21 protein-coding genes are annotated in these 20,653 nt (G+C 55.1%); 9 read left to right on the top strand and 12 right to left on the bottom strand.

Features of this window, described 5'->3' with window-relative positions:
* The first annotated feature begins 12 nt into the window (after positions 1-12).
* Entirely contained in the window at positions 13-603 is a 591-nt protein-coding gene (locus ABLU96_RS26580; RefSeq protein WP_004849849.1) for a TetR/AcrR family transcriptional regulator, read from the top strand.
* A 35-nt stretch (positions 604-638) separates the two neighbouring features.
* Here ABLU96_RS26580 and mdoC read toward each other — a convergent pair whose 3' ends face one another.
* Positions 639-1,799 (bottom strand): glucans biosynthesis protein MdoC, encoded by a 1,161-nt coding sequence (gene mdoC / locus ABLU96_RS26575; protein WP_004849851.1) that lies wholly within the window; start codon positions 1,797-1,799, stop codon positions 639-641.
* A gap of 251 nt (positions 1,800-2,050) precedes the next feature.
* Between mdoC and mdoG the strand changes: the two genes are divergently transcribed.
* From mdoG to ABLU96_RS26560, 3 genes are all read left to right on the top strand, one after another.
* Positions 2,051-3,604, top strand: coding sequence for a glucans biosynthesis protein MdoG (mdoG, locus tag ABLU96_RS26570; protein ID WP_004101027.1), 1,554 nt, complete (start codon positions 2,051-2,053; stop codon positions 3,602-3,604).
* On the top strand, positions 3,597-6,125 hold the full coding sequence (gene mdoH / locus ABLU96_RS26565; RefSeq protein WP_014228826.1) for a glucans biosynthesis glucosyltransferase MdoH: 2,529 nt from the start codon (positions 3,597-3,599) through the stop codon (positions 6,123-6,125). The genes mdoG and mdoH overlap by 8 nt, the downstream gene beginning before the upstream one ends.
* Positions 6,126-6,191: 66 nt before the next feature.
* Positions 6,192-6,419, top strand: coding sequence for a YceK/YidQ family lipoprotein (locus ABLU96_RS26560; RefSeq protein ID WP_004849859.1), 228 nt, complete (start codon positions 6,192-6,194; stop codon positions 6,417-6,419).
* On the opposite strand, the gene ABLU96_RS26555 is transcribed toward ABLU96_RS26560, so the two are convergent.
* From ABLU96_RS26555 to ABLU96_RS26545, 3 genes are all read right to left on the bottom strand, one after another.
* Positions 6,420-6,806 carry a MysB family protein gene (locus tag ABLU96_RS26555; RefSeq protein WP_004137236.1) on the bottom strand — a complete coding sequence of 129 codons (387 nt, stop codon included), beginning with the start codon at positions 6,804-6,806 and terminating at the stop codon, positions 6,420-6,422.
* 91 nt (positions 6,807-6,897) lie between these two features.
* Positions 6,898-8,148, bottom strand: a complete 1,251-nt coding sequence (gene mdtG / locus ABLU96_RS26550; protein WP_014228827.1) for a multidrug efflux MFS transporter MdtG — start codon at positions 8,146-8,148, stop codon at positions 6,898-6,900.
* 186 nt (positions 8,149-8,334) lie between these two features.
* Positions 8,335-9,255, bottom strand: coding sequence for a Kdo(2)-lipid IV(A) acyltransferase (locus ABLU96_RS26545; protein WP_004849864.1), 921 nt, complete (start codon positions 9,253-9,255; stop codon positions 8,335-8,337).
* 209 nt (positions 9,256-9,464) lie between these two features.
* Between ABLU96_RS26545 and ABLU96_RS26540 the strand changes: the two genes are divergently transcribed.
* Complete coding sequence (locus ABLU96_RS26540; protein ID WP_004849866.1) at positions 9,465-10,529, top strand: rhodanese-related sulfurtransferase; 1,065 nt, start codon at positions 9,465-9,467, stop codon at positions 10,527-10,529.
* On the opposite strand, the gene ABLU96_RS26535 is transcribed toward ABLU96_RS26540, so the two are convergent.
* From ABLU96_RS26535 to mdtH, 8 genes are all read right to left on the bottom strand, one after another.
* Positions 10,515-10,628 (bottom strand): YceO family protein, encoded by a 114-nt coding sequence (locus ABLU96_RS26535; protein ID WP_004101037.1) that lies wholly within the window; start codon positions 10,626-10,628, stop codon positions 10,515-10,517. The two genes, ABLU96_RS26540 and ABLU96_RS26535, sit on opposite strands and share 15 nt — an antisense overlap.
* Positions 10,629-10,701: 73 nt before the next feature.
* A complete protein-coding gene (gene solA, locus ABLU96_RS26530; RefSeq protein WP_064405269.1) occupies positions 10,702-11,820 on the bottom strand; it encodes an N-methyl-L-tryptophan oxidase in 1,119 nt (372 codons plus the stop codon).
* 124 nt (positions 11,821-11,944) lie between these two features.
* A complete protein-coding gene (gene bssS, locus ABLU96_RS26525) occupies positions 11,945-12,199 on the bottom strand; it encodes a biofilm formation regulator BssS (RefSeq protein WP_004101039.1) in 255 nt (84 codons plus the stop codon).
* Between the two features lie 286 nt (positions 12,200-12,485).
* Positions 12,486-12,731 carry a DNA damage-inducible protein I gene (gene dinI / locus ABLU96_RS26520; RefSeq protein WP_004101040.1) on the bottom strand — a complete coding sequence of 82 codons (246 nt, stop codon included), beginning with the start codon at positions 12,729-12,731 and terminating at the stop codon, positions 12,486-12,488.
* A gap of 72 nt (positions 12,732-12,803) precedes the next feature.
* Positions 12,804-13,850: a dihydroorotase gene (gene pyrC, locus ABLU96_RS26515; RefSeq protein WP_014838079.1), complete on the bottom strand. Its 1,047-nt coding sequence runs from the start codon at positions 13,848-13,850 to the stop codon at positions 12,804-12,806.
* A gap of 122 nt (positions 13,851-13,972) precedes the next feature.
* Entirely contained in the window at positions 13,973-14,533 is a 561-nt protein-coding gene (locus ABLU96_RS26510) for a lipoprotein (RefSeq protein WP_004849873.1), read from the bottom strand.
* Between the two features lie 135 nt (positions 14,534-14,668).
* On the bottom strand, positions 14,669-15,316 hold the full coding sequence (gene grxB / locus ABLU96_RS26505; RefSeq protein ID WP_004849875.1) for a glutaredoxin 2: 648 nt from the start codon (positions 15,314-15,316) through the stop codon (positions 14,669-14,671).
* A 65-nt stretch (positions 15,317-15,381) separates the two neighbouring features.
* A complete protein-coding gene (gene mdtH, locus ABLU96_RS26500; protein ID WP_004849878.1) occupies positions 15,382-16,590 on the bottom strand; it encodes a multidrug efflux MFS transporter MdtH in 1,209 nt (402 codons plus the stop codon).
* 229 nt (positions 16,591-16,819) lie between these two features.
* Between mdtH and rimJ the strand changes: the two genes are divergently transcribed.
* The 4 genes from rimJ (at position 16,820) to murJ (ending at position 20,635) form a co-directional block, all read left to right on the top strand.
* Positions 16,820-17,404, top strand: a complete 585-nt coding sequence (gene rimJ / locus ABLU96_RS26495; protein WP_004131378.1) for a ribosomal protein S5-alanine N-acetyltransferase — start codon at positions 16,820-16,822, stop codon at positions 17,402-17,404.
* A 9-nt stretch (positions 17,405-17,413) separates the two neighbouring features.
* A complete protein-coding gene (locus tag ABLU96_RS26490; protein ID WP_014228831.1) occupies positions 17,414-18,061 on the top strand; it encodes a YceH family protein in 648 nt (215 codons plus the stop codon).
* A gap of 2 nt (positions 18,062-18,063) precedes the next feature.
* Positions 18,064-18,987, top strand: coding sequence for a Gfo/Idh/MocA family oxidoreductase (locus ABLU96_RS26485; protein WP_025106906.1), 924 nt, complete (start codon positions 18,064-18,066; stop codon positions 18,985-18,987).
* A 112-nt stretch (positions 18,988-19,099) separates the two neighbouring features.
* Positions 19,100-20,635 carry a murein biosynthesis integral membrane protein MurJ gene (murJ, locus tag ABLU96_RS26480; protein WP_004849883.1) on the top strand — a complete coding sequence of 512 codons (1,536 nt, stop codon included), beginning with the start codon at positions 19,100-19,102 and terminating at the stop codon, positions 20,633-20,635.
* Positions 20,636-20,653: the final 18 nt, after the last annotated feature.

The raw sequence follows: 20,653 nt of genomic DNA, 5'->3' as shown, positions 1-20,653 counted from the left end.
GGAGAGTCATCGGTGACTGAAGGGAAGGTTCTACAAAAACAACGGCTTCGCCGGATGGAAATTGTTGCCGCGGCACAAAAATGTTTCGCAGAAAAGGGCCTGCATGGCGCCTCCGTAGCGGATATTGCGCGTCAGGCTGGCCTTAGCGTAGGCCAGCTATATCGCGTTTTCGCCAGCAAAGAAGAGATCATCGAAGTTATCGTCAGCGAGATCGTGAATGCCAGAGTGGGTGAAATGGTTGCCGGGAATCATGATTTAGCCCGCATGGCTTCAGTTTTAGCCGGCGTGCTCCCCGCGACCGAGTCTACGAAAAACGATAATTATCTGCTGATGGAAATTAACGCCGAGGCGTCCCGAAATCCGCGCCTGCGTGAAATTATGATCCAGGCCGATCGTCGCCTGAAAGAGGAGGGCGGGCGGCTTACCCGCCACTACCATCCTGAGATGACCGCGGAGCAAATTAGCGTCGCCTGCGAATTTATCGCGATATTAACGGAAGGGGCGGCATACCGTTGCGACCTGGCGACGGCTCCGACGGTAGATAAAGCGGCGATGGAGAGCCTGTACCGCGATGTCTTTCAGCTGTTGTTTGCGCAAAAATAGCGCTGCTTGTGCGTTCCACACAGCAGCGCCCTGTTTTAACTGGCGGAAATTTGCGGCTTAGCCGTCTTTTGCTGGAATTTTCCGGAAAAAAGAAAGCGCAACAGCGGTATCCGCAGATGAATTTCATACAGCACCAGTGCAATCCCGACAACAAAAACCAGCCCGGTGATAAATCCAAGGGTATTTGATTGAATGACCGGGGTTATCCATGCCCCGTAGAGCAGGGTCAGAGGGTGGTGCACCAGGTAGATAAATAGCGATGCGTTGACGAAGTAGGTCACCCGCGCGGACTGGAAATTTAACAAACGGTGGCCAAGCGAAAAGACCACGTTGACCATCCATAGCCCCAGCACCATCGTAATCACGTACTCCGTTTCGTACATCCAGCCATCGCCCGAGCCGTACTGCTGATTCAGTCGGTAGGCGATAAATCCCAGTAAAGCCGCCACAAAGCACCACGGCGAGGGAGTCGTGAACATCGTCTTCAGCCGCGCGTTAATAAACGTCTGGGCGCCCAGGATAAAGAAAGGCAGATAGAACAGCGTCTGCATCACGATAAAGTTGAACAGACCGTTGCTGAGAATGGGCGGATAGAGGATAAAAATAGTGCGGCGGATGACCGCGTACAGCACGCCCAGAGCGAGAAAAATCATCGACAGCTGGCCTAATGTGACGGTGTCACCAAAGGTGGGCGCAGCGGCAGAACGCGGTCGCGTCAGCCATTTGAACATCACCACGCCCAGCGACGTCAGGACCACCAGCACCAACAAAAACCACAGATGAGAGATCAGCTCCCAGGCGAGGGTGTTGAACTTGTCATAGCCTGACAGCGTATGCCAGTTATCCGCTTTACCGTTGACGTACTGCAGCATAATAAACTGCGGCAGGGTCAGGAGCGGGATCGCCGTTAACATGGGAATGCCGACGCGCTCAACGCGTACTTTCCACCATTTTTTCAGCGGATAGCGCAGAAAAAGCATGTAGGAAAAATAGCCGGAAATCACAAAGAAGACCTGCATGCGAAAGGCATGGATGAAGTCGTTAAATAACGTCAGCCACCACGAGGGCTCGGCGCTGTTAACATGCCAGCTGTGGCTGGAGTAAATGAGCGAAATGTGAAAAGGGATGCCCAATAGCATCAGCCAGGCGCGGATGCTATCGAAAAAATATTCACGCTGTACCGGAGTATTATTCATACAATATCACTACATTCTCAGACAATTCGTCTTATCACTCAACGTGATAACGTTTAAATTCTCTGCAACCCTACATGAACTCTGGTTAACTGTCTCCAGGATAAGCACGCAAAGTGCAAACGGGGCAGTAACTGTGTATTCCCTGTGCCGCGATGCCGAACAATGCAGGGATTATGTTGTCGGAATGCCTGAGTTTCCATTAAAATAGATCGGATCGATTTAAGCACACAAAGGGGGAAGTGCTTACTTATATGAAACATAAACCACAGATGATGAAAATGCGTTGGTTAAGCGCAGCCGTAATGTTGTCCCTGTGTACTTCATCTGCATGGGCATTCAGCATTGATGACGTCGCAAAAGAGGCACAAACGTTAGCCGGCAAAGGCTTTGAAGCGCCTAAAAGTAACCTGCCCTCTGCCTTCCGCGACATGAAGTATGCGGACTATCAGCAAATTCAGTTTAATCACGACAAAGCCTATTGGAATAATCTGAAAAGCCCGTTCAAGCTCGAGTTTTATCACCAGGGTATGTATTTCGATACGCCGGTCACCATTAATGAAGTGACGGCAACCAGCGTACGTAAAATTAAATATAGCCCGGACTATTTTAATTTTGGCAACGTTCAGCACGATAAAGACACGGTTAAAGACCTCGGTTTTGCGGGCTTTAAGGTTCTGTATCCGATCAACAGCAAAGACAAGAACGATGAGATCGTCAGCATGCTCGGAGCAAGCTATTTCCGCGTGCTCGGTCAGGGCCAGGTATATGGGCTTTCTGCCCGCGGACTGGCTATCGATACCGCGCTGCCGTCCGGAGAAGAGTTCCCGCGCTTCCGTGAGTTCTGGATTGAGCGTCCTAAAGCCACCGATAAACGCCTGACGATTTATGCGCTGCTTGATTCCCCGCGCGCAACCGGCGCCTATCGCTTTGTGATCATGCCCGGTCGCGATACCGTGGTGGACGTGCAGTCTAAGGTCTATCTGCGTGACAAAGTCGGTAAACTGGGCGTGGCGCCGTTGACCAGCATGTTCCTGTTCGGGCCGCATCAGCCGTCTCCGACCACCAACTACCGCCCGGCGCTGCACGACTCCAACGGGCTGTCCATTCTTGCCGGTAACGGTGAGTGGATCTGGCGTCCGCTCAATAACCCGAAACACCTGGCCGTCAGCAGCTACGCAATGGAAAACCCGCAGGGGTTTGGCCTGCTGCAGCGCGGCCGTCAGTTCTCGCGTTTTGAAGACCTCGACGACCGCTACGATCTGCGCCCAAGCGCGTGGATTACGCCGAAAGGTGATTGGGGCAAAGGGAAAATCGAACTGGTCGAGATCCCAACCAACGATGAAACCAACGATAACATCGTCACCTACTGGACGCCGGATCAGCTGCCGGAACCCGGCAAAGAGATGAACTTCAAATACACCATCACTTTCAGCCGTGACGAAGACAAACTGCATGCGCCGGATAACGCTTACGTTATGCAGACCCGCCGTTCTACCGGCGACGTCAAGCAATCGAATCTGATCCGCCAGCCTGATGGCACCATTGCCTTTATTGTCGATTTCACCGGCGCCGAGATGAAAAAGCTGCCCGCAGATACGCCAGTGACTGCCCAGGCCAGCATCGGCGATAACGCTGAAATCGTCGAAAATACCGTGCGCTACAACCCAGTAACGAAAGGCTGGCGTATGATCCTGCGCGTCAAAGTGAAAGATCCTAAGAAAACCACGGATATGCGAGCAGCCCTGGTCAATACCGACCAGACGCTGAGCGAAACCTGGAGCTATCAGCTGCCTGCCAATGAATAAGATAACGAAGTACATCGACGCATTGCCGCTGTCGGATGCAGAAAAACGCGCGTTACCTGACGCAAGTCTGCAGGCCGTACATCAAGCACTGGACGCTGAACATCACGTTTACCACCGCGAAGACGACTCCCCGCTGGGGTCGGTAAAATCGCGGCTGGAGCACAGCTGGCCAGATTCACTGGCCGGTAACCAGCTGGTTAAGGATGACGAAGGGCGCACTCAGCTCAACGCCATGCCGAAAGCAAAACGCTCCTCCATGTTTCCGGACCCCTGGCGGACTAACCCGGTCGGGCGCTTCTGGGATCGGCTGCGCGGACGCGACGTGACGCCGCGCTATCTTTCTCGCCTGAGCCAGGAAGAGCAGGAGAGCGAGCAGAAATGGCGTACCGTCGGCTCTATCCGCCGCTACATTCTGCTGCTGCTGACGCTGGCGCAGACCGTGGTGGCGACGTGGTACATGAAAACCATTTTGCCCTACCAGGGCTGGGCGCTGATTAACCCGGCGGATATGGTGGGGCAGAACCTGTGGATCTCCTTTATGCAGCTGCTGCCCTATGTGCTGCAGTCGGGGATCCTGATCCTGTTCGCCGTGCTTTTTTGCTGGGTCTCAGCGGGGTTCTGGACCGCGCTGATGGGCTTCCTGCAGCTGCTCATCGGGCGTGATAAGTACAGTATCTCAGCCTCCACCGTCGGGAATGAGCCGTTGAACCCGGAGCATCGCACGGCGCTGATCATGCCGATCTGCAACGAAGACGTTGACCGCGTATTCGCCGGCCTGCGTGCGACCTGGGAGTCGGTAAAGGCCAGCGGCAACGCCGAGCACTTTGATGTCTATATCCTGAGCGATAGCTACAACCCGGATATCTGCGTGGCAGAGCAAAAGGCGTGGATGGAGCTCATTGCCGAAGTGCAGGGCGAAGGGCAGATCTTCTATCGCCGCCGCCGCCGCCGCGTGAAGCGCAAAAGCGGTAACATTGATGACTTCTGCCGCCGTTGGGGTAGCCAGTATAGCTACATGGTGGTGCTGGATGCCGACTCCGTCATGAGCGGTGAGTGCCTGAGCGGCCTGGTGCGCCTGATGGAAGCGAACCCGAATGCCGGTATCATCCAGTCATCGCCTCGCGCGTCGGGCATGGATACGCTGTATGCTCGCTGTCAGCAATTTGCCACCCGCGTCTACGGCCCGCTGTTTACCGCCGGGCTGCACTTCTGGCAGCTGGGTGAGTCGCACTACTGGGGACACAACGCCATTATCCGGGTGAAACCGTTTATTGAGCACTGTGCCCTCGCGCCGCTGCCGGGTGAGGGTAACTTCGCGGGTTCCATTCTGTCGCACGACTTCGTCGAAGCCGCATTGATGCGTCGCGCCGGATGGGGGGTCTGGATTGCTTACGATCTCCCCGGATCTTATGAAGAGCTGCCGCCGAACCTGCTGGACGAGCTGAAGCGCGATCGCCGCTGGTGTCAGGGGAACCTGATGAACTTCCGCCTGTTCCTGGTTAAAGGGATGCACCCGGTTCACCGCGCGGTGTTCCTGACCGGCGTGATGTCATACCTGTCGGCGCCGCTGTGGTTTATGTTCCTTGCGCTCTCAACTGCCCTGCAGGTGGTGCATGCGTTGACCGAACCGCAGTACTTTCTGCAGCCGCGGCAGCTGTTCCCGGTCTGGCCGCAGTGGCGTCCGGAGCTGGCCATTGCCCTGTTTGCTTCCACCATGGTGCTGCTGTTTCTGCCGAAGCTGCTGAGTATTATCCTGGTGTGGTGTAAAGGGCCAAAAGAGTACGGCGGATTTATCCGCGTGACCCTTTCTCTGCTGCTGGAGGTGCTCTTTTCGGTGCTGCTGGCGCCGGTGCGTATGCTGTTCCATACCGTGTTTGTGGTCAGCGCGTTCCTCGGCTGGGAAGTGGTGTGGAACTCGCCGCAGCGTGATGACGACTCTACCCCGTGGGGCGAAGCGTTTATGCGTCACGGCTCGCAGATGCTGTTGGGTCTGGTCTGGGCGGTGGGCATGGCATGGCTGGATCTGCGCTTCCTGTTCTGGCTGGCGCCGATTGTGGTGTCGCTGATTCTGTCGCCGTTCGTGTCGGCCATTTCCAGCCGCGCCACCATCGGCCTGCGCACTAAACGCTGGAAGCTGTTCCTGATCCCGGAAGAGTACTCCCCGCCGCAGGTGCTTAAAGATACTGACGCTTACCTGACGCTTAACCGTCAGCGTTCGCTGGACGACGGCTTTATGCATGCGGTATTTAACCCGTCGTTTAACGCGCTGGCAACGGCGATGGCCACCGCGCGCCACCGTCACGGGCATATTCTGGATATCGCCCGCGAACGTCACGTTGAGCAGGCGCTGAACGAGACGCCGGATAAACTAAACCGCGATCGTCGTCTGGTATTGCTGAGCGACCCGGTCACGATGTCACGCTTGCACTATCGCGTGTGGGCCGCACCGGAGAAATACTCTTCGTGGGTAGGCGCCTATCAGCAACTGACGTTGAATCCGCTGGCGTTAAAAACGAAGTAAGCCGTACGTTAAGGAAAATACCGGCAATGGTGCCGGTATTTTTTTACCTGAAAATCGAGGTTGTTGATGAGAGTTTTACTGGTTATCGCAATGACGCTGTTTCTCAGCGGCTGCGGGAGTATTATCAGCCGCACAGTGCCTGGCCAGGGCCATGGAAACCAGTACTATCCCGGCGTTCAGTGGGATGTTCGTGATTCAGCATGGCGCTATATCACTATTCTCGATCTGCCCTTTTCGCTGGTGTTTGATACGCTACTGCTGCCGCTTGACGCCAGCCATGGCCCCTATAACTAATTAGCGTTCATCCCATTCATCGGCGGCAGCCTGGCCCTCCTCGGTATCGAGAGAGGGTTCAAGCTGAAACTCGCCTTCATCCCATTCATGCAGCGTGTTTTCTTCCAGCCACTCCTGGCGAAGCTCAATCTCATCATAATCGCCGTCAAAGACGCTCTGCGCAGCCTGACCGCTGAGGACCGGCAGACATTCGCCCTGTTCATCCTCGTCGGCGAAAAATTCGGCCTGCCAGGCAATATCACCGTCCTGGAGTACGTACTTCTGGATATTTAGCTGCTCAATGCTGGCGCTCTCTTCGTCGCTATCGGGATTATTAGCCAGAAACTCCTCGCGGGCTGCATCGATTGCTTCTTCAAGCGTGGCATAGAACATCGAATCCTTTGGCATGGCTAACCTCCTAAGATGAATAGAAATGAACACGATTCAATCTATAGAAGGCGGTTGGCAATGCGTCAAGGAGGTGAACGCCACACGGACATTAATTTACCGAATGCGTGCCGGAACCCGGATTGTCCGTTGCCCGGGGGCGGCGGGAGCGACCGAGGGTCAGGGTCGAGTAGACCGCATTGAACAGCACCACACCGGCGGTGACTAAAAAGACTGCCCGGAAGCCGTAGTTGGCGGAAACCGATGCGCCGATGAGCGGGCCCGTGACGTTGCCGATATCGCGGAACGACTGGTTATAGCTGAATATTCTGCCCGAGATTTGGCTGGTGGAGTTGTACACCAGCAGCGTTTGCACTGCCGGCAGCAGCGCGCCATCGGCGGCGCCTAACAGGAAGCGCAGGATCCCCAGCTGCAGCGGCGTCTGGACAAACGACATGGGAATCAGGAGCAGGACAGAAATCACCAGCGCAACGATCAGGATCTTTTCCGGACCGATACGGTCGCCGAGTTTACCGAGGCGAGGGGCGCTAAGCAGGGCGGCAATACCGGGGACTGAAGCTATCATGCCGCTGATAAACGCAATATTACTGACGTTGCCGGCGAGATCGCGCACGTAAAGCGTCAAAATCGGCGCGATAGAACCGGTAGCCACCTGGATAATCAGCGATGTCACAAACAGACTCAGCACCAGCTTCGGATTTTTAAGCGACGTGAAAACGTCTTTCGCGCTGAGCATCTCTTTTTTACTGACGGCGACAAAATTTTCGCGGATGAGAAAAAGGGTAAATAAGAAACAAATAAACAGCACGCCTGCCGTCATAAAGAAGACGGTACGCAATCCCCAGTGATCGGCCAGGAAACCGCCGGCCAGCGGCCCCAGCAGCGCGCCGCTGACCGCCCCGGTAGAGAGAGTCCCCAGCGCCCAGCCGCTCTTATGACGGGGAATTTGCGTCGCTATCAGCGCATTGGCGTTAGGAATAAATCCGCCGAGCAGACCTAACAGCGCGCGCAGGATCAGAAACTGCCAGATATTCTGCGCCAGGCCCATCAGCAGCATAACGATTGCCATACCGAGGGCCGAGCGCAGCAGCATAATTTTGCGCCCTTTGCGGTCCGCGAGACCGCCCCAGAAGGGGGAGGCCACGGCGGAAAATAAAAAGGTAATGCTGAAAACCAGCCCTGACCACATATTGAGGGCGCTATGGCCGGTTACGCCGAGTTGTTCGACGTAGAGCGGGAGGAACGGCATCACCAGGCTAAAGGCGGCGCCGGTTAAAAAGCAGCCGAGCCAGGTGACGGTGAGATTACGTTTCCAGTTAATGGGGGTATCAGCAGAGGGCATAGGATTCCACTGGCCTGCCACGCAGGTCAAATAATTGAAAATATGAGCCTGCTAATTATGCGCCTGAGAAATGGTTGCCGCAATGGAGGAGAGCTTTTAAAGCTAAAGGAGGGCTCTGAACGGTGGGGCTTACCCCGCATCCGGATTCAGATGCGGAGTCATTGCGCGACCGCGCGCCGGGAGGCGCTAGTAACGAGAAGGAACGCCTTCAGGACGCGTTTTAAAGCGGCGATGCATCCACATATACTGTTCCGGCGCCATCAATATGCACTTCTCTACCACTTTGTTCATCCAGACGGCGGTAGTCTCCGCATCGTCCAGCGGCGGATCGCACTCCGGCGGCAGGATAATCAGCTCATAGCCTTTACCGTCCGGTTTACGGCGCGGCACGAACGGCACAACGCAGGCTTTAGACATCTTTGCCAGCATCCAGGTGCCCGAGGTGGTCGCGGCCTGGTCAACGGCGAAAAACGGCACAAATACGCTGGCGGCCGGGCCATAGTCGTGATCCGGCGCATACCAGATCACTTCACCCTTTTTCAGCGCGCGGATCATGCCTTTCAGATCTTTACGATCGATCATGTCTTTGTTGGAGCGCAGGCGTCCCCATGTCTGCAGCCAGTCGATAACCGGGTTATCGTTTGGACGATAAACGCCAATGCCCGGCTCGTTGATACCGAACATGCGCGCGCCCATCTCCAGCGTGAGGAAATGAATGCCAATCAGCAAAATGCCGCGCTTTTGCGCCTGAACATCACGGATATGCTCGACGCCGATGGAGTCAGTCCAGCGCGCAATACGCTTCGTCGGCCAGAACCAGGCCATGCCGGTTTCCATTAACCCCATGCCAACGGATTCAAAGTTTGCCACGACCATGCGGTGACGCTCTTGTTCGCTCTTATCGGGAAAACAGAGCTCCAGATTCCGGTTGGCTATTTTGGCCCGGCGCTTCATTAGCCGCATGGCGAGGCGGCCAAGACCGGTTCCGAGGCGATAAATCAGCGGATAAGGCAGCTGAACAACCAACCAGAGCAGGCCGATCCCGAGCCAAAGCAACCAGTAACGCGGGTGCAGCAACGCTGCGGAAAATTTAGGTAAATGGGTCATCTCATACCTGTTTAATTAAGCAACGTGTTCTATTATCGCATTTTTTTATGCCTCAGCCAAAATACCGGCCGCAGATGGCATTTAATGTTAACGCAAGCAAATATGGGTGAGAAAAATGTAGCGCAAAATGTGGGGATGTAAATTAAGCGTGTTTGCTATATGATGCCCGCCGTTTATTTTACTCATTGCCTATGCCGAGCAGGTACACCATGCCAGTGTTACATAACCGCATTTCAAATGAGACGTTAAAGGCGCAAATGTTGGCTGAGACCGAGCCGCGCACGACGATCTCGTTTTATAAATATTTCACTATTATCGACCCAAAAGCCACGCGCGATGCGCTGTGGATTGCGTTGACTAAGCTGAACGTTTTTGGCCGAATTTATCTGGCTCACGAAGGTATTAACGCGCAAATTAGCGTTCCGCAAAGCCGGGTCGATGCGCTGCGCGAATTCTTATACGCTTTTGATCCCGCCCTGAATGGCCTGCGCCTGAATATCGCCCTCGATGATGACGGTAAATCCTTCTGGGTTCTGCGTCTCAAGGTACGCGATCGGATCGTCGCGGATGGGATTGACGATCCGACGTTTGATGCATCGGACGTGGGCGATTATTTAAAGGCTGCGGAAGTCAACGCGATGCTGGACGACCCGGATGCGGTCTTTATTGATATGCGTAACCATTACGAATATGAGGTCGGCCATTTCGAGAACGCGCTGGAGATCCCGGCGGATACGTTTCGCGACCAGCTGCCGAAGGCCGTTGAGATGATGCAGGAACATAAAGATAAAAATATCGTGATGTACTGCACCGGCGGTATCCGCTGCGAAAAAGCCAGCGCGTGGATGAAGCACAATGGGTTCACTAAGGTCTCGCATATTGAGGGCGGGATTATCGAATACGCGCGACGCGCGCGCGAACAGGGGCTGCCGGTTCGCTTTGTCGGTAAGAACTTTGTATTCGATGAGCGGATGGGAGAGCGTATCTCAGATGATGTTATCGCCCATTGCCATCAGTGCGGTGCTCCCTGCGACAGCCATACCAACTGCCTGAACGATGGTTGCCACCTGCTGTTTATTCAGTGTCCTGCCTGCGCGGAGAAATTCGCCGGCTGCTGTAGCGAAGCCTGCATGGAAGAGCATAAGCTGCCGGAAGAGGAGCAGCGAAAACTGCGCGCCGGCCGCGAGAATGGCAATAAGATCTTTAATAAATCTCGCGGTCGGTTGAATACGAAGCTGGGGATCCCGGATCCTGAGCCTTCAGAAAAACCATAGCCAGATAAGATCGATAAACGCCAGCAGAAGCCATAGCGCCAGATAAATCATAAAATGTTCGCGGACGTTGTTAACCAGTAATTCGAACAGGCGACGCATCATCTCTCTCATCATTCACGGCCTCAAGCGAGGCCGTTTCTTTAGCGTGGTTGTCAGGTTGTACGGCGGGCGATTATTTCTTAAACCGCGCCAGTGAAAACGGGGATAGATCAAACCCAAAGGGTTCTTCAAGCGCGAACCGTGTGGCCAGTTCACCGAGTACCGGTGCGAACTTAAAGCCGTGTCCGCTCAGGCCGGTAATCAATAGCGTATCCGGCTGGCCGGGCAGCGTATCAATGATAAAGTCCTCGTCGGCGGTGTTGTCATAGGTACAGGATGCGCCATGCAGGCAGCCGCCGATACCGGGCAACACATTACGCAAGAAGCTAAAAGCTTCAGAGCCGTCCGTTGCAACGGCACCAAACGGCTTACGCTCTTCCGGCGTGGAAATAGGCTGCCCGCCGTTATGCTTGCCGATTTTCAATTCGTTATCTTCTGCCGGGAAACCGTAAAACTGATCGCCATTCGCTAACTCACCGGTAAACGCCGGGAAATTATTTTTGCTGCTGTAGCGGCCATCCGCCTGAAACCAGGTGAAAATTTTACGTACCGGCTGGACAGGAAGTTCTGGCATCAGCCGGGTAACCCAGGTACCGGCGCTAACCAGCAGTTTTTTGCCGCTGTATTCACCATCAAGCGTCTCGACGGTTACGCCGTTTGGCGCGTGGTGAATGGCCGAAACCGGGCAGTTGAAGAGCTGTGCGGCGCCCGCTTCGCGTGCCAGACGGATCCAGCTTTCAACGGCCAGTTCGCTGCGCAGTATGCCGGATGCGGGTTCAAATATCGCCCGATAATCATCAGGAATACGAATTTCCGGCCAGCGAGTCATCACCGTCTGCGCATCCATTTCTTCGATATTGAGCTGGAACTCGCGCGCGCTGCTGGCAACATTGCGCAGAAAGTCGGAGCCGGCAGGCCCGAGGTTAATCACTCCTGTACGTTCAAAGACGGCTTCACCGCTGGCGGCGGCAAACTCATCCCATAGCTGTTGCGCGCGCAGTACCAGGGGGACATATCTTTCGCCTTCGCCGTAGGCGTGACGAATGAGGCGGGTGCTGCCGTGATGGCTGCCTTCCTGATGCGGCGGCTGATGGGCATCAATCATCAGTACATTGAGCCCTGCCTGCCGCGCATAATAGCCTGCGGCAGCGCCGACCGAGCCGCTACCGATAATGATAAGATCGTATTGCATGGTGAGTTCCAGGTTATTGCTTTATTAGCAGGGTAATTAACAACCTGCTGTTATACAAGCCCGAAAATAATTCAGGCACCCGAGGGTGCCTGTTAAGTGAATATTCTGACATTAGCGCTAAATTTTAATGCCTTCGATACTCATTTTCCTGGTATTCGCCAGATTCAATCTTCGCAATACCTGCTTCCAGAATCGAAATAAACTGACGTGCGACGTCCGTCGTTAGCCATAGCGTCTGGCCAATCTCTGCGTCTCTACTGCTTTCTTGAGCGGGGTTTTGGTAGTGCAGGCGCAACATCAGCGCATCGTAACTATCAACGGTGCTGATGTCCCATCCGACGAGGGGATGGGTCTGGATGACTTCATTATTCTTTTCCATCATAACCCCTTATTCATATGTTAAAAGACAACAGTTCTCGAGGTTTAATGCGTGTTTTTTGAAGCAAGTTAATTATATCAGTAGTCAAGAATAAACTCGAGAAATTAAATGAAATAGAGATACATACGCGCCCATTTGCTGATTTTTTAGGCAAATCAGGGAGGGTTAATTGTTATTTATGAAGGTGCTAAGGAAAAGCAATAGGGGAGAGTCTGACTATGAAAAAAATAAAAAAGCCGGGGCGACCCGGCAAAAAATTGCACAATGAGGGAGCAAATTTAATTGACTAGTCGCGGACAAACCAGTCGTCAGCGCTTTCCCAGGTTTCTTGCAGGATTTCGCTAATCCGGTCTTTGTCTTCTTTCAGGCCGCCGATAACCGACAGATTGTTATTAGCCGCATACCGAACCGTTACCTGACTTGAGGTAGAGGGAAACTGCTGTTCGATACGACGCGAGAGTTCATTGTTCAGCGCATCTAAGGCGCCGTTGGGTAAGGCTGTTGATTTGGCGATAGAGACTTCAATACGCATAATTGCCCCCTGGATAATGTACTGTTTGTTTATACAGTACTATCTGAAGATTTACAACAGGGGGCAGGATATTTATTTTTTCATCGTCCAGCGCACGGTTTCCCCGGCAAGGAACGGCACCAGCGCGTCGCCTGGCAGGGCGATACTCTCGACCACCTGGCTCTCTTCGCGCACCAGCTCCACGTAGCCCTCATTGACCGGCAGGCCATAGAAGCGGGGGCCGTTAAGCGAACAGAAGGCTTCAAAGTGTTGCAGGGCGTTCATCTCCTCAAATACCGTGGCGTAGCTGCCCAGCGCGGTCGGCGCGTTAAAACAGCCTGCGCATCCGCAGCTGGCTTCCTTACGATGGCGGGCATGGGGAGCGGAATCCGTGCCGAGGAAAGCGCGGTCAAAACCGCTGGCAACCAGTTCGCGCAGCGCCTGCTGGTGAATATTGCGTTTCAGGATCGGCAGGCAATAAAGGTGGGGACGCACGCCGCCAACCAGCATATGGTTACGGTTGAACATCAGGTGCTGCGGGGTGATGGTGGCCGCCAGCAGCTCGTTACCGTCGCGTACGTATTCAGCGGCATCTTTGGTCGTGATGTGTTCGAAGACCACCTTCAGGCCGGGCAGGCGCTGACGCAGCGGCTCCATGACCGTTTCAATAAAGCGCGCTTCCCGGTCAAAAATATCGATATCAGCATGGGTGACCTCACCGTGAACCAGCAGAGGCATCCCCAGCTTTTCCATGCGTTCCAGCACCGGCATAATGGCATCCGTACTGGTGACGCCGTGGCTGGAGTTGGTGGTGGCGTTGGCCGGATAGAGCTTGGCGGCAGTGAATACGCCTTCGTTAAATCCGCGCTCCAGCTCAGCCGGGTCGAGCGTATCCGTCAGATAGCAGGTCATCAGCGGCGTAAAATCATGGCCCGCAGGGATCGCATCAACGATACGCTGGCGATAGGCGAGGGCGGCTTCGACGGTAGTGACAGGCGGTACCAGGTTTGGCATCACGATTGCCCGGCCATAAAATTCACTGGTATAAGGCACGACGGTTTTTAACATATCGTCATCGCGCAGATGGATATGCCAGTCATCAGGGCGGCGGATTTTCAATACCTGGGATTGTGCTGTCATGGAAGGCTCCGGCTAATAGGTTCAGTCATCAGGGCTGTTTTTGCCGGGCACTAAGGATAAGCGTAAACGTTTTCCTTTGCATCAACTTCCGTAAAAAATCGGGCGCTTCAGCGCCCGAGCCATCAGTTGGTGAACGGGATAATAATCTCGCCGGGCTTCACTTCAATCCCTTTAGCATACTTTTTCGCCAGCGCTTCACCGGTGCTGGCATCCTCGCGCAGGACGTAGGCAGGCTGCTGATTGAAGTAGCTACGCAGGGACTGATTCAGGTAAGGGATCAGCGTCTGTACGACAGACTGGAGCTTTTCCGGCTGAACTTTAGCATCGACGACTTCCATCTCCTGCAGGAAAATGGCCCCCTTTTCTTTATTGAAAGCCGGCAGCGCTTTGAGCTTCAGATCGATGGTCGCTTTCTGGTTCCCGAAAAGTGAATTCAGATCTAAATTGGCCACGCCGCTTAACGTGACTTTGTTTGGTTCTTCACGGCCAATAGCGCTGGTAAGATTTTGCAGTTCAATATGGGCATCCGCTACGCCTGGCAGGCCAATATCCTTAGCGAAGTGGTTACGTTTCTGCAGCGCCTGATTGATTTCCTGCTCGCTCACGGAATATTGCGTGAGCTGATTACAGGCGCTAAGCAGGCCGCTAACGATAAGCGCGGCCGCGATAAACATCTTTTTCATTGGATTCCTTAATGTCATGCCATGGGTTCATCCTGACACAAAGCAGCATGGCCCGCCAGCGCAGGAGGTGCTAGCGGAAAAGACTGAAAAAGAGGCGTTCGGCAGCGAAGGGCCAAACCATCCGCTGCCTTGAGGTTAAATAGCCATTGAAGAAAGCAGGTTGATCTGCGTCTGTTTGGCCATGTTGTCACGATAGGCGGCCACCCGACTCGGCCAGTTCACGCCGGCAACCAGCGTCAGATTCCTCAGCAGAGGAAAGAGCTGAATATCATCTTCAGAGAGTTCTCCGTTGACGGCGTTTGGCTGGACAATCAGTTTATCCAGCGCCCGCAGATCGTCGCTGATGTTCTTCACCAGACCGGGGGAATGGGCGAGATGGTCGGCAAAGCTGCCGATAGCCGCCTCTTTCTTTTTCACAAAATAGGCGCGCGCCTCTGGCGTGGCGAATTCATCAAACGCGGATTTGGCAAAGCGGGGGATCAGCAGGCGGTTCGCGTAGCCGTTGACCTTCCGCAGCCAGGTTTCCACCGCCGGATTACGCGGGCCGGTAAGCAGCGGTTTGCCGTCCAGCTTATCGACATAGTGCACGATATCCATGCTTTCCGGCATATAGCGGCTATCGTCTTTTTGCAGGATTGGCGCCATTTTCTGGCCGATCATTCGGGTGGGGGTTAATTCATCATCGTTCAGGAGCACAATCAGTTCGACGGGGATATTTTTCAGGCCGAAAATCATGCGGGCTTTAAGGCAGAACGGGCAGTGATCGTAGATATATAACTTCACGTTTCTCCTCCATTGTTGCTGAACATCCTCAATTCAGTATGGAGGAGAAACGAAGGCCCGGCAAATCAGGTTCGCGGCTCCAGCATTCCGGAGGCCGAACGTTTTGGACTGAACTGCCACCACAGCGCAATAAACGTCGCGAGGCCGATAATGCCCAGCATCAGCCACGGCAGCTCAGGCTGACCGACGGCCTTACCGGCATCGAACAGCCAGCCGCCGCCTGCGTAGCCGAAAGCGCCGCCGAAGGCCAGGCCTAACCGGCTAAAGCCCATATAGCTGCCGCGCGCTCTCGCATCCGCCAGCGACGCCCCCAGCGTTTCACGCGCGGGTTCAGCGATGATTGACCCCATATAAAATACGCAGATCAGCGTAAACAGCTGCTGCAAATTGCTGCTCAGGCCAATTGGCATCATCGCGAGCGTCATGATCAGCAGGCCGGCCATCAGGCGCTGCTCCAGGCGAAAACGCTTTTCGCTCCAGCGGGCAATCGGATACAGCAGCGTTAGCGAAATGGTGGCTTCAATGGCGTACATCCATTTGACCGCCGCCGGAGAACCCGCAATATCATTAACCATAATAGGCAGCATCAGCATCACCTGCACCGCCAGCATGTAATACCCGGTCAGCGTCAGCACATAGGTGACAAAGCGTTTGTCGCGCAACACGCGCCCCAGTCCTTCACGAACCGGCGTTTTGACCGTCGACAGCTTCCAGGCGGGAAGATACCAGGCGTTGAATGCCGCGCAGGCGATAAACAGCGCCGCTCCGGCGCTGCACACCAGGCGAAAATCATATTGCAGCAGCCAGCTACCTAGCAGCGCGCCGATCACCGCTCCTGCGCTGTCCTGCATCATCAGGATAGAGAAGAAACGTCCGCGCTGGTGCGGGCGTACCAGCTTGACCACCAGCGCCGCCCGCGGGGGATCGAATAGCGTGCCGCCGAGGCCAGAAAGAATACAGGAGAGCCATAGCACCCAGGGTTCATGGGCAACGGCCATCGCCGCGAAGCCGGCCGCGCGCATCAGCATACCGGTAACGATCATCGGTTTGGCGCCAAAACGGTCGGCAATGGCGCCGCCAAATATTCCTAAGCCTTGCTGCACCAGCTGACGCAGGCCGAGCGCAATCCCGACCATCAGCGCAGCCCATCCCATCTGGTCGACAAAGCGAATGGAGATAAGCGGGAACACAACGAAAAAGCCGAGTACGACAAGCATGTTATCGACTAACAGGAAATATTTACCCAGGCTCCTTGCCTGCGATACGCGGGACATTTCCCCTCCAGGGAAAAATAAGAATAAGCTCTGACATTTTGCGGGGTTAATGGCTATTTTCCCAGCGCGCTCGCGACAATATTTTTTTATCAAAATGCAAGAACGATAGAGGCTATTCATCGAAAAGCAGAGATGGTGCAGAAAATGGTATGTTGCTGTTTTCACACCGCCGTGCAGGACAGGTATAGTAAAGTCAGCAAGTATTGCGTCAGGGGAACAGGAGAGGGGAATGTTTGGCTATCGCAGTAACGTACCGAAGGTGCGTTTGACGACGGACCGGCTGGTGGTTCGGCTGGTGCACGATCGTGACGCCTGGCGTCTGGCCGATTATTACGCGGAAAATAAAGGGTTCTTAAAACCCTGGGAACCGGTGCGCGATGACAGCCACTGTTATCCTTCCGGCTGGCAGGCGCGTTTATCGATGATTTCTGAGTTTCATAAGCAGGGCTCGGCGTTCTATTTTGCTCTGCTTGACCCGGAAGAAAAAGAGATCATCGGCGTGGCGAATTTTTCGAATGTGGTGCGCGGATCGTTTCATGCCTGCTATCTCGGCTACTCCATCGGGGAGAAATGGCAAGGGCAGGGGCTGATGTATGAAGCGCTGACGTCGGCCATTCGCTATATGCAGCGCACGCAACATATCCATCGCATAATGGCAAACTATATGCCGCATAATCAGCGCAGCGGCGATTTGCTGGCGCGTCTGGGCTTTGAAAAAGAGGGTTACGCCAAAGATTACCTGCTCATTGATGGGCAGTGGCGCGATCACGTACTGACGGCGTTGACGACACCGGACTGGACCCCGGGTCGCTAAGGAGACATCATGAAATATCAGTTAACCGCGCATGAGGCGCGGGTCATTGGCTGCCTGCTGGAAAAGCAGGTCACCACGCCGGAGCAGTACCCCCTGTCGGTCAACGCGGTGGTCACCGCCTGTAACCAGAAAACAAACCGTGAACCGGTAATGTCGCTCAGCGAAAGTGAAGTTCAGGATCTGCTCGATACGCTAGTCAAGCGCCATTATTTGCGTACGGTCAGCGGTTTCGGCAACCGGGTAACCAAGTATGAACAACGCTTCTGCAACTCTGAATTCGGCGATCTGAAATTCACGCCGGCGGAAGTCGCTATCGTGACCACACTGCTGCTGCGCGGGGCGCAGACGCCTGGCGAACTCCGCGGTCGCGCGCAGCGAATGCATGAATTCAGCGATATGGCCGAGGTTGAAAGCGTCCTCGAAAACCTGGCTTCGCGAGAAGATGGCCCCTATGTTGCGCGTCTGCCGCGGGAGCCTGGCAAGCGTGAAAGCCGCTATATGCATCTGTTCTGCGATGATATGGATTCACTAATTACCGTCGTGGAGGCCGTGTCGCCGCCCGGCGACGATCTTCAGATGCGCGTTGAGGCGCTGGAGGCGGAAGTTGCCGAGCTGAAAGCGCGTCTCGATTCACTGCTGGCTCACCTGGGAGATTAAGCATGTCGGCGAAACTACGTATAGGAGTGGTTGGCCTGGGCGGTATCGCGCAAAAGGCGTGGTTACCGGTGCTGGGGGCCGCCGATGACTGGACGCTACAGGCGGCGTGGTCGCCCGGGAAAGAGAAAGCGCTGCGTATCTGTGAAACCTGGCGTATTCCCTATGCGGATTCTCTGGAACAGCTGGCGGCGCAGTGTGATGCCGTATTCGTGCATACTTCAACGGCTTCACATTATGAAGTGGTTTCCCGCCTGCTCAATGCCGGAGTGCATGTCTGCGTTGATAAACCGCTGGCGGATAAACTCAGCGATGCGGAGGCGCTGGTTGAGCTGGCCGCTCGCCGTCATCTCACGCTAATGGTCGGGTTTAACCGCCGTTTTGCCCCCCTCTATCGCGAGCTGAAGGCCCAGCTCGGGAGCGCTGCGTCGCTGCGGATGGATAAGCACCGTAGCGACAGCGTGGGCCACGATCTGCGCTTCACGCTGTTGGATGACTATCTGCACGTCGTCGATACCGCGCTATGGCTGGCGGGCGATAAAGCGCGTTTAAGCGGCGGTGCGCTGCACACCACCGCTCAAGGGGAGATGCTGTATGCCGAACACCATTTCAGTTGCGGAATGATGCAGATAACCACCAGTATGCACCGCCGCGCCGGAAGCCAGCGGGAGTGGGTACAGGCGGTAACCGACGGCGGATTATATGAAGTCCGGGATATGCGGGAGTGGCAGGAGGAGCGGGGGCGCGGCGTGATCCAGCGCCCGATCCCCGGCTGGCAGACCACCCTTGAGCAGCGTGGATTTACCGGCTGCGCGCGGCATTTTATCGAATGCGTGCAAAATCAGACGGTTCCTGAAACGTCCGGCGAGCAGGCGCTGCTGGCTCAGCGCGTTATAGAGAAACTCTGGCGCGAAGCGATGAGCGAATAATCCGTTGTAACAACTGACAGTAGTAATTCATTATGAACCCGGTAGACTATCGCCACTTTCCAGCGCCCGCATTTGCGGGCGTTTTACTCCAGGGTTGTGGAATAACACGTTAATGAATCTTTTAAAATCACTGGCGGCCGTCAGTTCGATGACCATGTTTTCGCGCGTGCTGGGCTTTGCGCGCGATGCGATTGTGGCGCGTATTTTTGGCGCGGGGATGGCCACCGACGCCTTCTTCGTTGCTTTTAAACTCCCGAACCTTTTACGGCGTATTTTTGCTGAAGGCGCTTTCTCACAGGCTTTTGTGCCGATTCTGGCGGAGTATAAAAGCAAGCAGGGTGAAGATGCGACCCGGGTTTTCGTCGCCTATGTTTCGGGGCTGCTGACGCTGGTTCTGGCGCTGGTCACCGTCGCCGGTATGCTGGCGGCACCGTGGGTGATTACTATCACCGCGCCGGGATTTGCCAATACGCCCGAAAAGTTCGCCCTGACCACGCAGCTCTTGCGCATCACTTTTCCCTATATTCTGTTGATCTCCCTGGCTTCACTCGTGGGCGCCATCCTGAATACCTGGAACCGCTTTTCGGTGCCTGCTTTTGCCCCGACCTTCCTGAACGTCAGCATGATTGGTTTTGCGCTGTTTGCCGCGCCCTATTTTAATCCGCCGATGCTGGCAATGGCGTGGGCGGTAACGGTTGGCGGTATTTTGCAGCTCGCCTGGCAGCTGCCGCATCTGAAAAAAATCGGCATGCTGGTGCTGCCGCGGGTCAACCTTAAAGATGCTGGCGCGGTGCGGGTGGTAAAACAGATGGGCCCGGCGATTCTCGGCGTCTCAGTCAGCCAAATCTCGCTGATCATTAACACGATTTTTGCCTCATTCCTCGTTTCCGGCTCCGTATCGTGGATGTACTACGCCGATCGTCTGATGGAGTTTCCGTCCGGCGTACTGGGCGTGGCGCTGGGGACCATTTTGCTGCCTTCGCTGTCTAAAAGCTTCGCCAGCGGCAATCACGATGAATATTGCCGTTTGATGGACTGGGGATTACGCCTGTGCTTCCTGCTCGCGCTACCGAGCGCGGTGGCGTTAGGGATCCTGGCCAAGCCGCTGACGGTCGCGTTATTCCAGTACGGGAAATTTACCGCTTTTGATGCCGCGATGACCCAGCGCGCGCTGGTGGCGTATTCTGTCGGGCTGATGGGGCTCATCGTCGTGAAGGTGCTGGCTCCCGGATTCTATTCGCGGCAGGACATTAAAACGCCGGTGAAAATTGCCATCGTCACGCTGATCATGACGCAGGTGATGAACCTCGCCTTTATTGGCCCCCTGAAGCACGCTGGTCTGTCGTTGTCGATTGGTCTGGCGGCCTGCCTGAACGCCGCGCTGCTCTACTGGCAGCTGCGGAAACAGAAAATTTTTACGCCTCAGCCGGGCTGGTTCCTGTTCCTGCTGCGCCTGGTCATCGCGGTGATTATTATGTCAGCGGCGCTGCTGGGTGTGATGTACCTGATGCCGGAGTGGTCGCAGGGGACGATGCCGTTCCGCCTGCTGCGCTTGATGGTGGTCGTGGTGGCCGGCGTTGTCGCCTATTTCGCGACGCTGCTGCTGCTGGGCTTTCGCGTGAAAGAGTTTGCTCGCCGCACGGTTTGAGTTGTTCTGATGAAAGAA

Source organism: Klebsiella sp. CN_Kp106 (assembly GCF_040064575.1).
Lineage (GTDB): Bacteria > Pseudomonadota > Gammaproteobacteria > Enterobacterales > Enterobacteriaceae > Klebsiella > Klebsiella michiganensis.
This window is presented reverse-complemented; position numbering and strand designations above follow the sequence as displayed.

What these genes read in the sequence shown, in the direction of transcription:
- mdoC (WP_004849851.1), bottom strand. Translation starts at nt 1,799, where the DNA reads ATGAATAATACTCCGGTACAGCGTGAATATTTTTTCGATAGCATCCGC.
- mdoG (WP_004101027.1), top strand. Translation starts at nt 2,051, where the DNA reads ATGAAACATAAACCACAGATGATGAAAATGCGTTGGTTAAGCGCAGCC.
- mdoH (WP_014228826.1), top strand. Translation starts at nt 3,597, where the DNA reads ATGAATAAGATAACGAAGTACATCGACGCATTGCCGCTGTCGGATGCA.
- ABLU96_RS26560 (WP_004849859.1), top strand. Translation starts at nt 6,192, where the DNA reads ATGAGAGTTTTACTGGTTATCGCAATGACGCTGTTTCTCAGCGGCTGC.
- ABLU96_RS26555 (WP_004137236.1), bottom strand. Translation starts at nt 6,806, where the DNA reads ATGCCAAAGGATTCGATGTTCTATGCCACGCTTGAAGAAGCAATCGAT.
- mdtG (WP_014228827.1), bottom strand. Translation starts at nt 8,148, where the DNA reads ATGCCCTCTGCTGATACCCCCATTAACTGGAAACGTAATCTCACCGTC.
- ABLU96_RS26545 (WP_004849864.1), bottom strand. Translation starts at nt 9,255, where the DNA reads ATGACCCATTTACCTAAATTTTCCGCAGCGTTGCTGCACCCGCGTTAC.
- ABLU96_RS26540 (WP_004849866.1), top strand. Translation starts at nt 9,465, where the DNA reads ATGCCAGTGTTACATAACCGCATTTCAAATGAGACGTTAAAGGCGCAA.
- ABLU96_RS26535 (WP_004101037.1), bottom strand. Translation starts at nt 10,628, where the DNA reads ATGCGTCGCCTGTTCGAATTACTGGTTAACAACGTCCGCGAACATTTT.
- solA (WP_064405269.1), bottom strand. Translation starts at nt 11,820, where the DNA reads ATGCAATACGATCTTATCATTATCGGTAGCGGCTCGGTCGGCGCTGCC.
- bssS (WP_004101039.1), bottom strand. Translation starts at nt 12,199, where the DNA reads ATGGAAAAGAATAATGAAGTCATCCAGACCCATCCCCTCGTCGGATGG.
- dinI (WP_004101040.1), bottom strand. Translation starts at nt 12,731, where the DNA reads ATGCGTATTGAAGTCTCTATCGCCAAATCAACAGCCTTACCCAACGGC.
- pyrC (WP_014838079.1), bottom strand. Translation starts at nt 13,850, where the DNA reads ATGACAGCACAATCCCAGGTATTGAAAATCCGCCGCCCTGATGACTGG.
- ABLU96_RS26510 (WP_004849873.1), bottom strand. Translation starts at nt 14,533, where the DNA reads ATGAAAAAGATGTTTATCGCGGCCGCGCTTATCGTTAGCGGCCTGCTT.
- mdtH (WP_004849878.1), bottom strand. Translation starts at nt 16,590, where the DNA reads ATGTCCCGCGTATCGCAGGCAAGGAGCCTGGGTAAATATTTCCTGTTA.
- rimJ (WP_004131378.1), top strand. Translation starts at nt 16,820, where the DNA reads ATGTTTGGCTATCGCAGTAACGTACCGAAGGTGCGTTTGACGACGGAC.
- ABLU96_RS26490 (WP_014228831.1), top strand. Translation starts at nt 17,414, where the DNA reads ATGAAATATCAGTTAACCGCGCATGAGGCGCGGGTCATTGGCTGCCTG.
- ABLU96_RS26485 (WP_025106906.1), top strand. Translation starts at nt 18,064, where the DNA reads ATGTCGGCGAAACTACGTATAGGAGTGGTTGGCCTGGGCGGTATCGCG.
- murJ (WP_004849883.1), top strand. Translation starts at nt 19,100, where the DNA reads ATGAATCTTTTAAAATCACTGGCGGCCGTCAGTTCGATGACCATGTTT.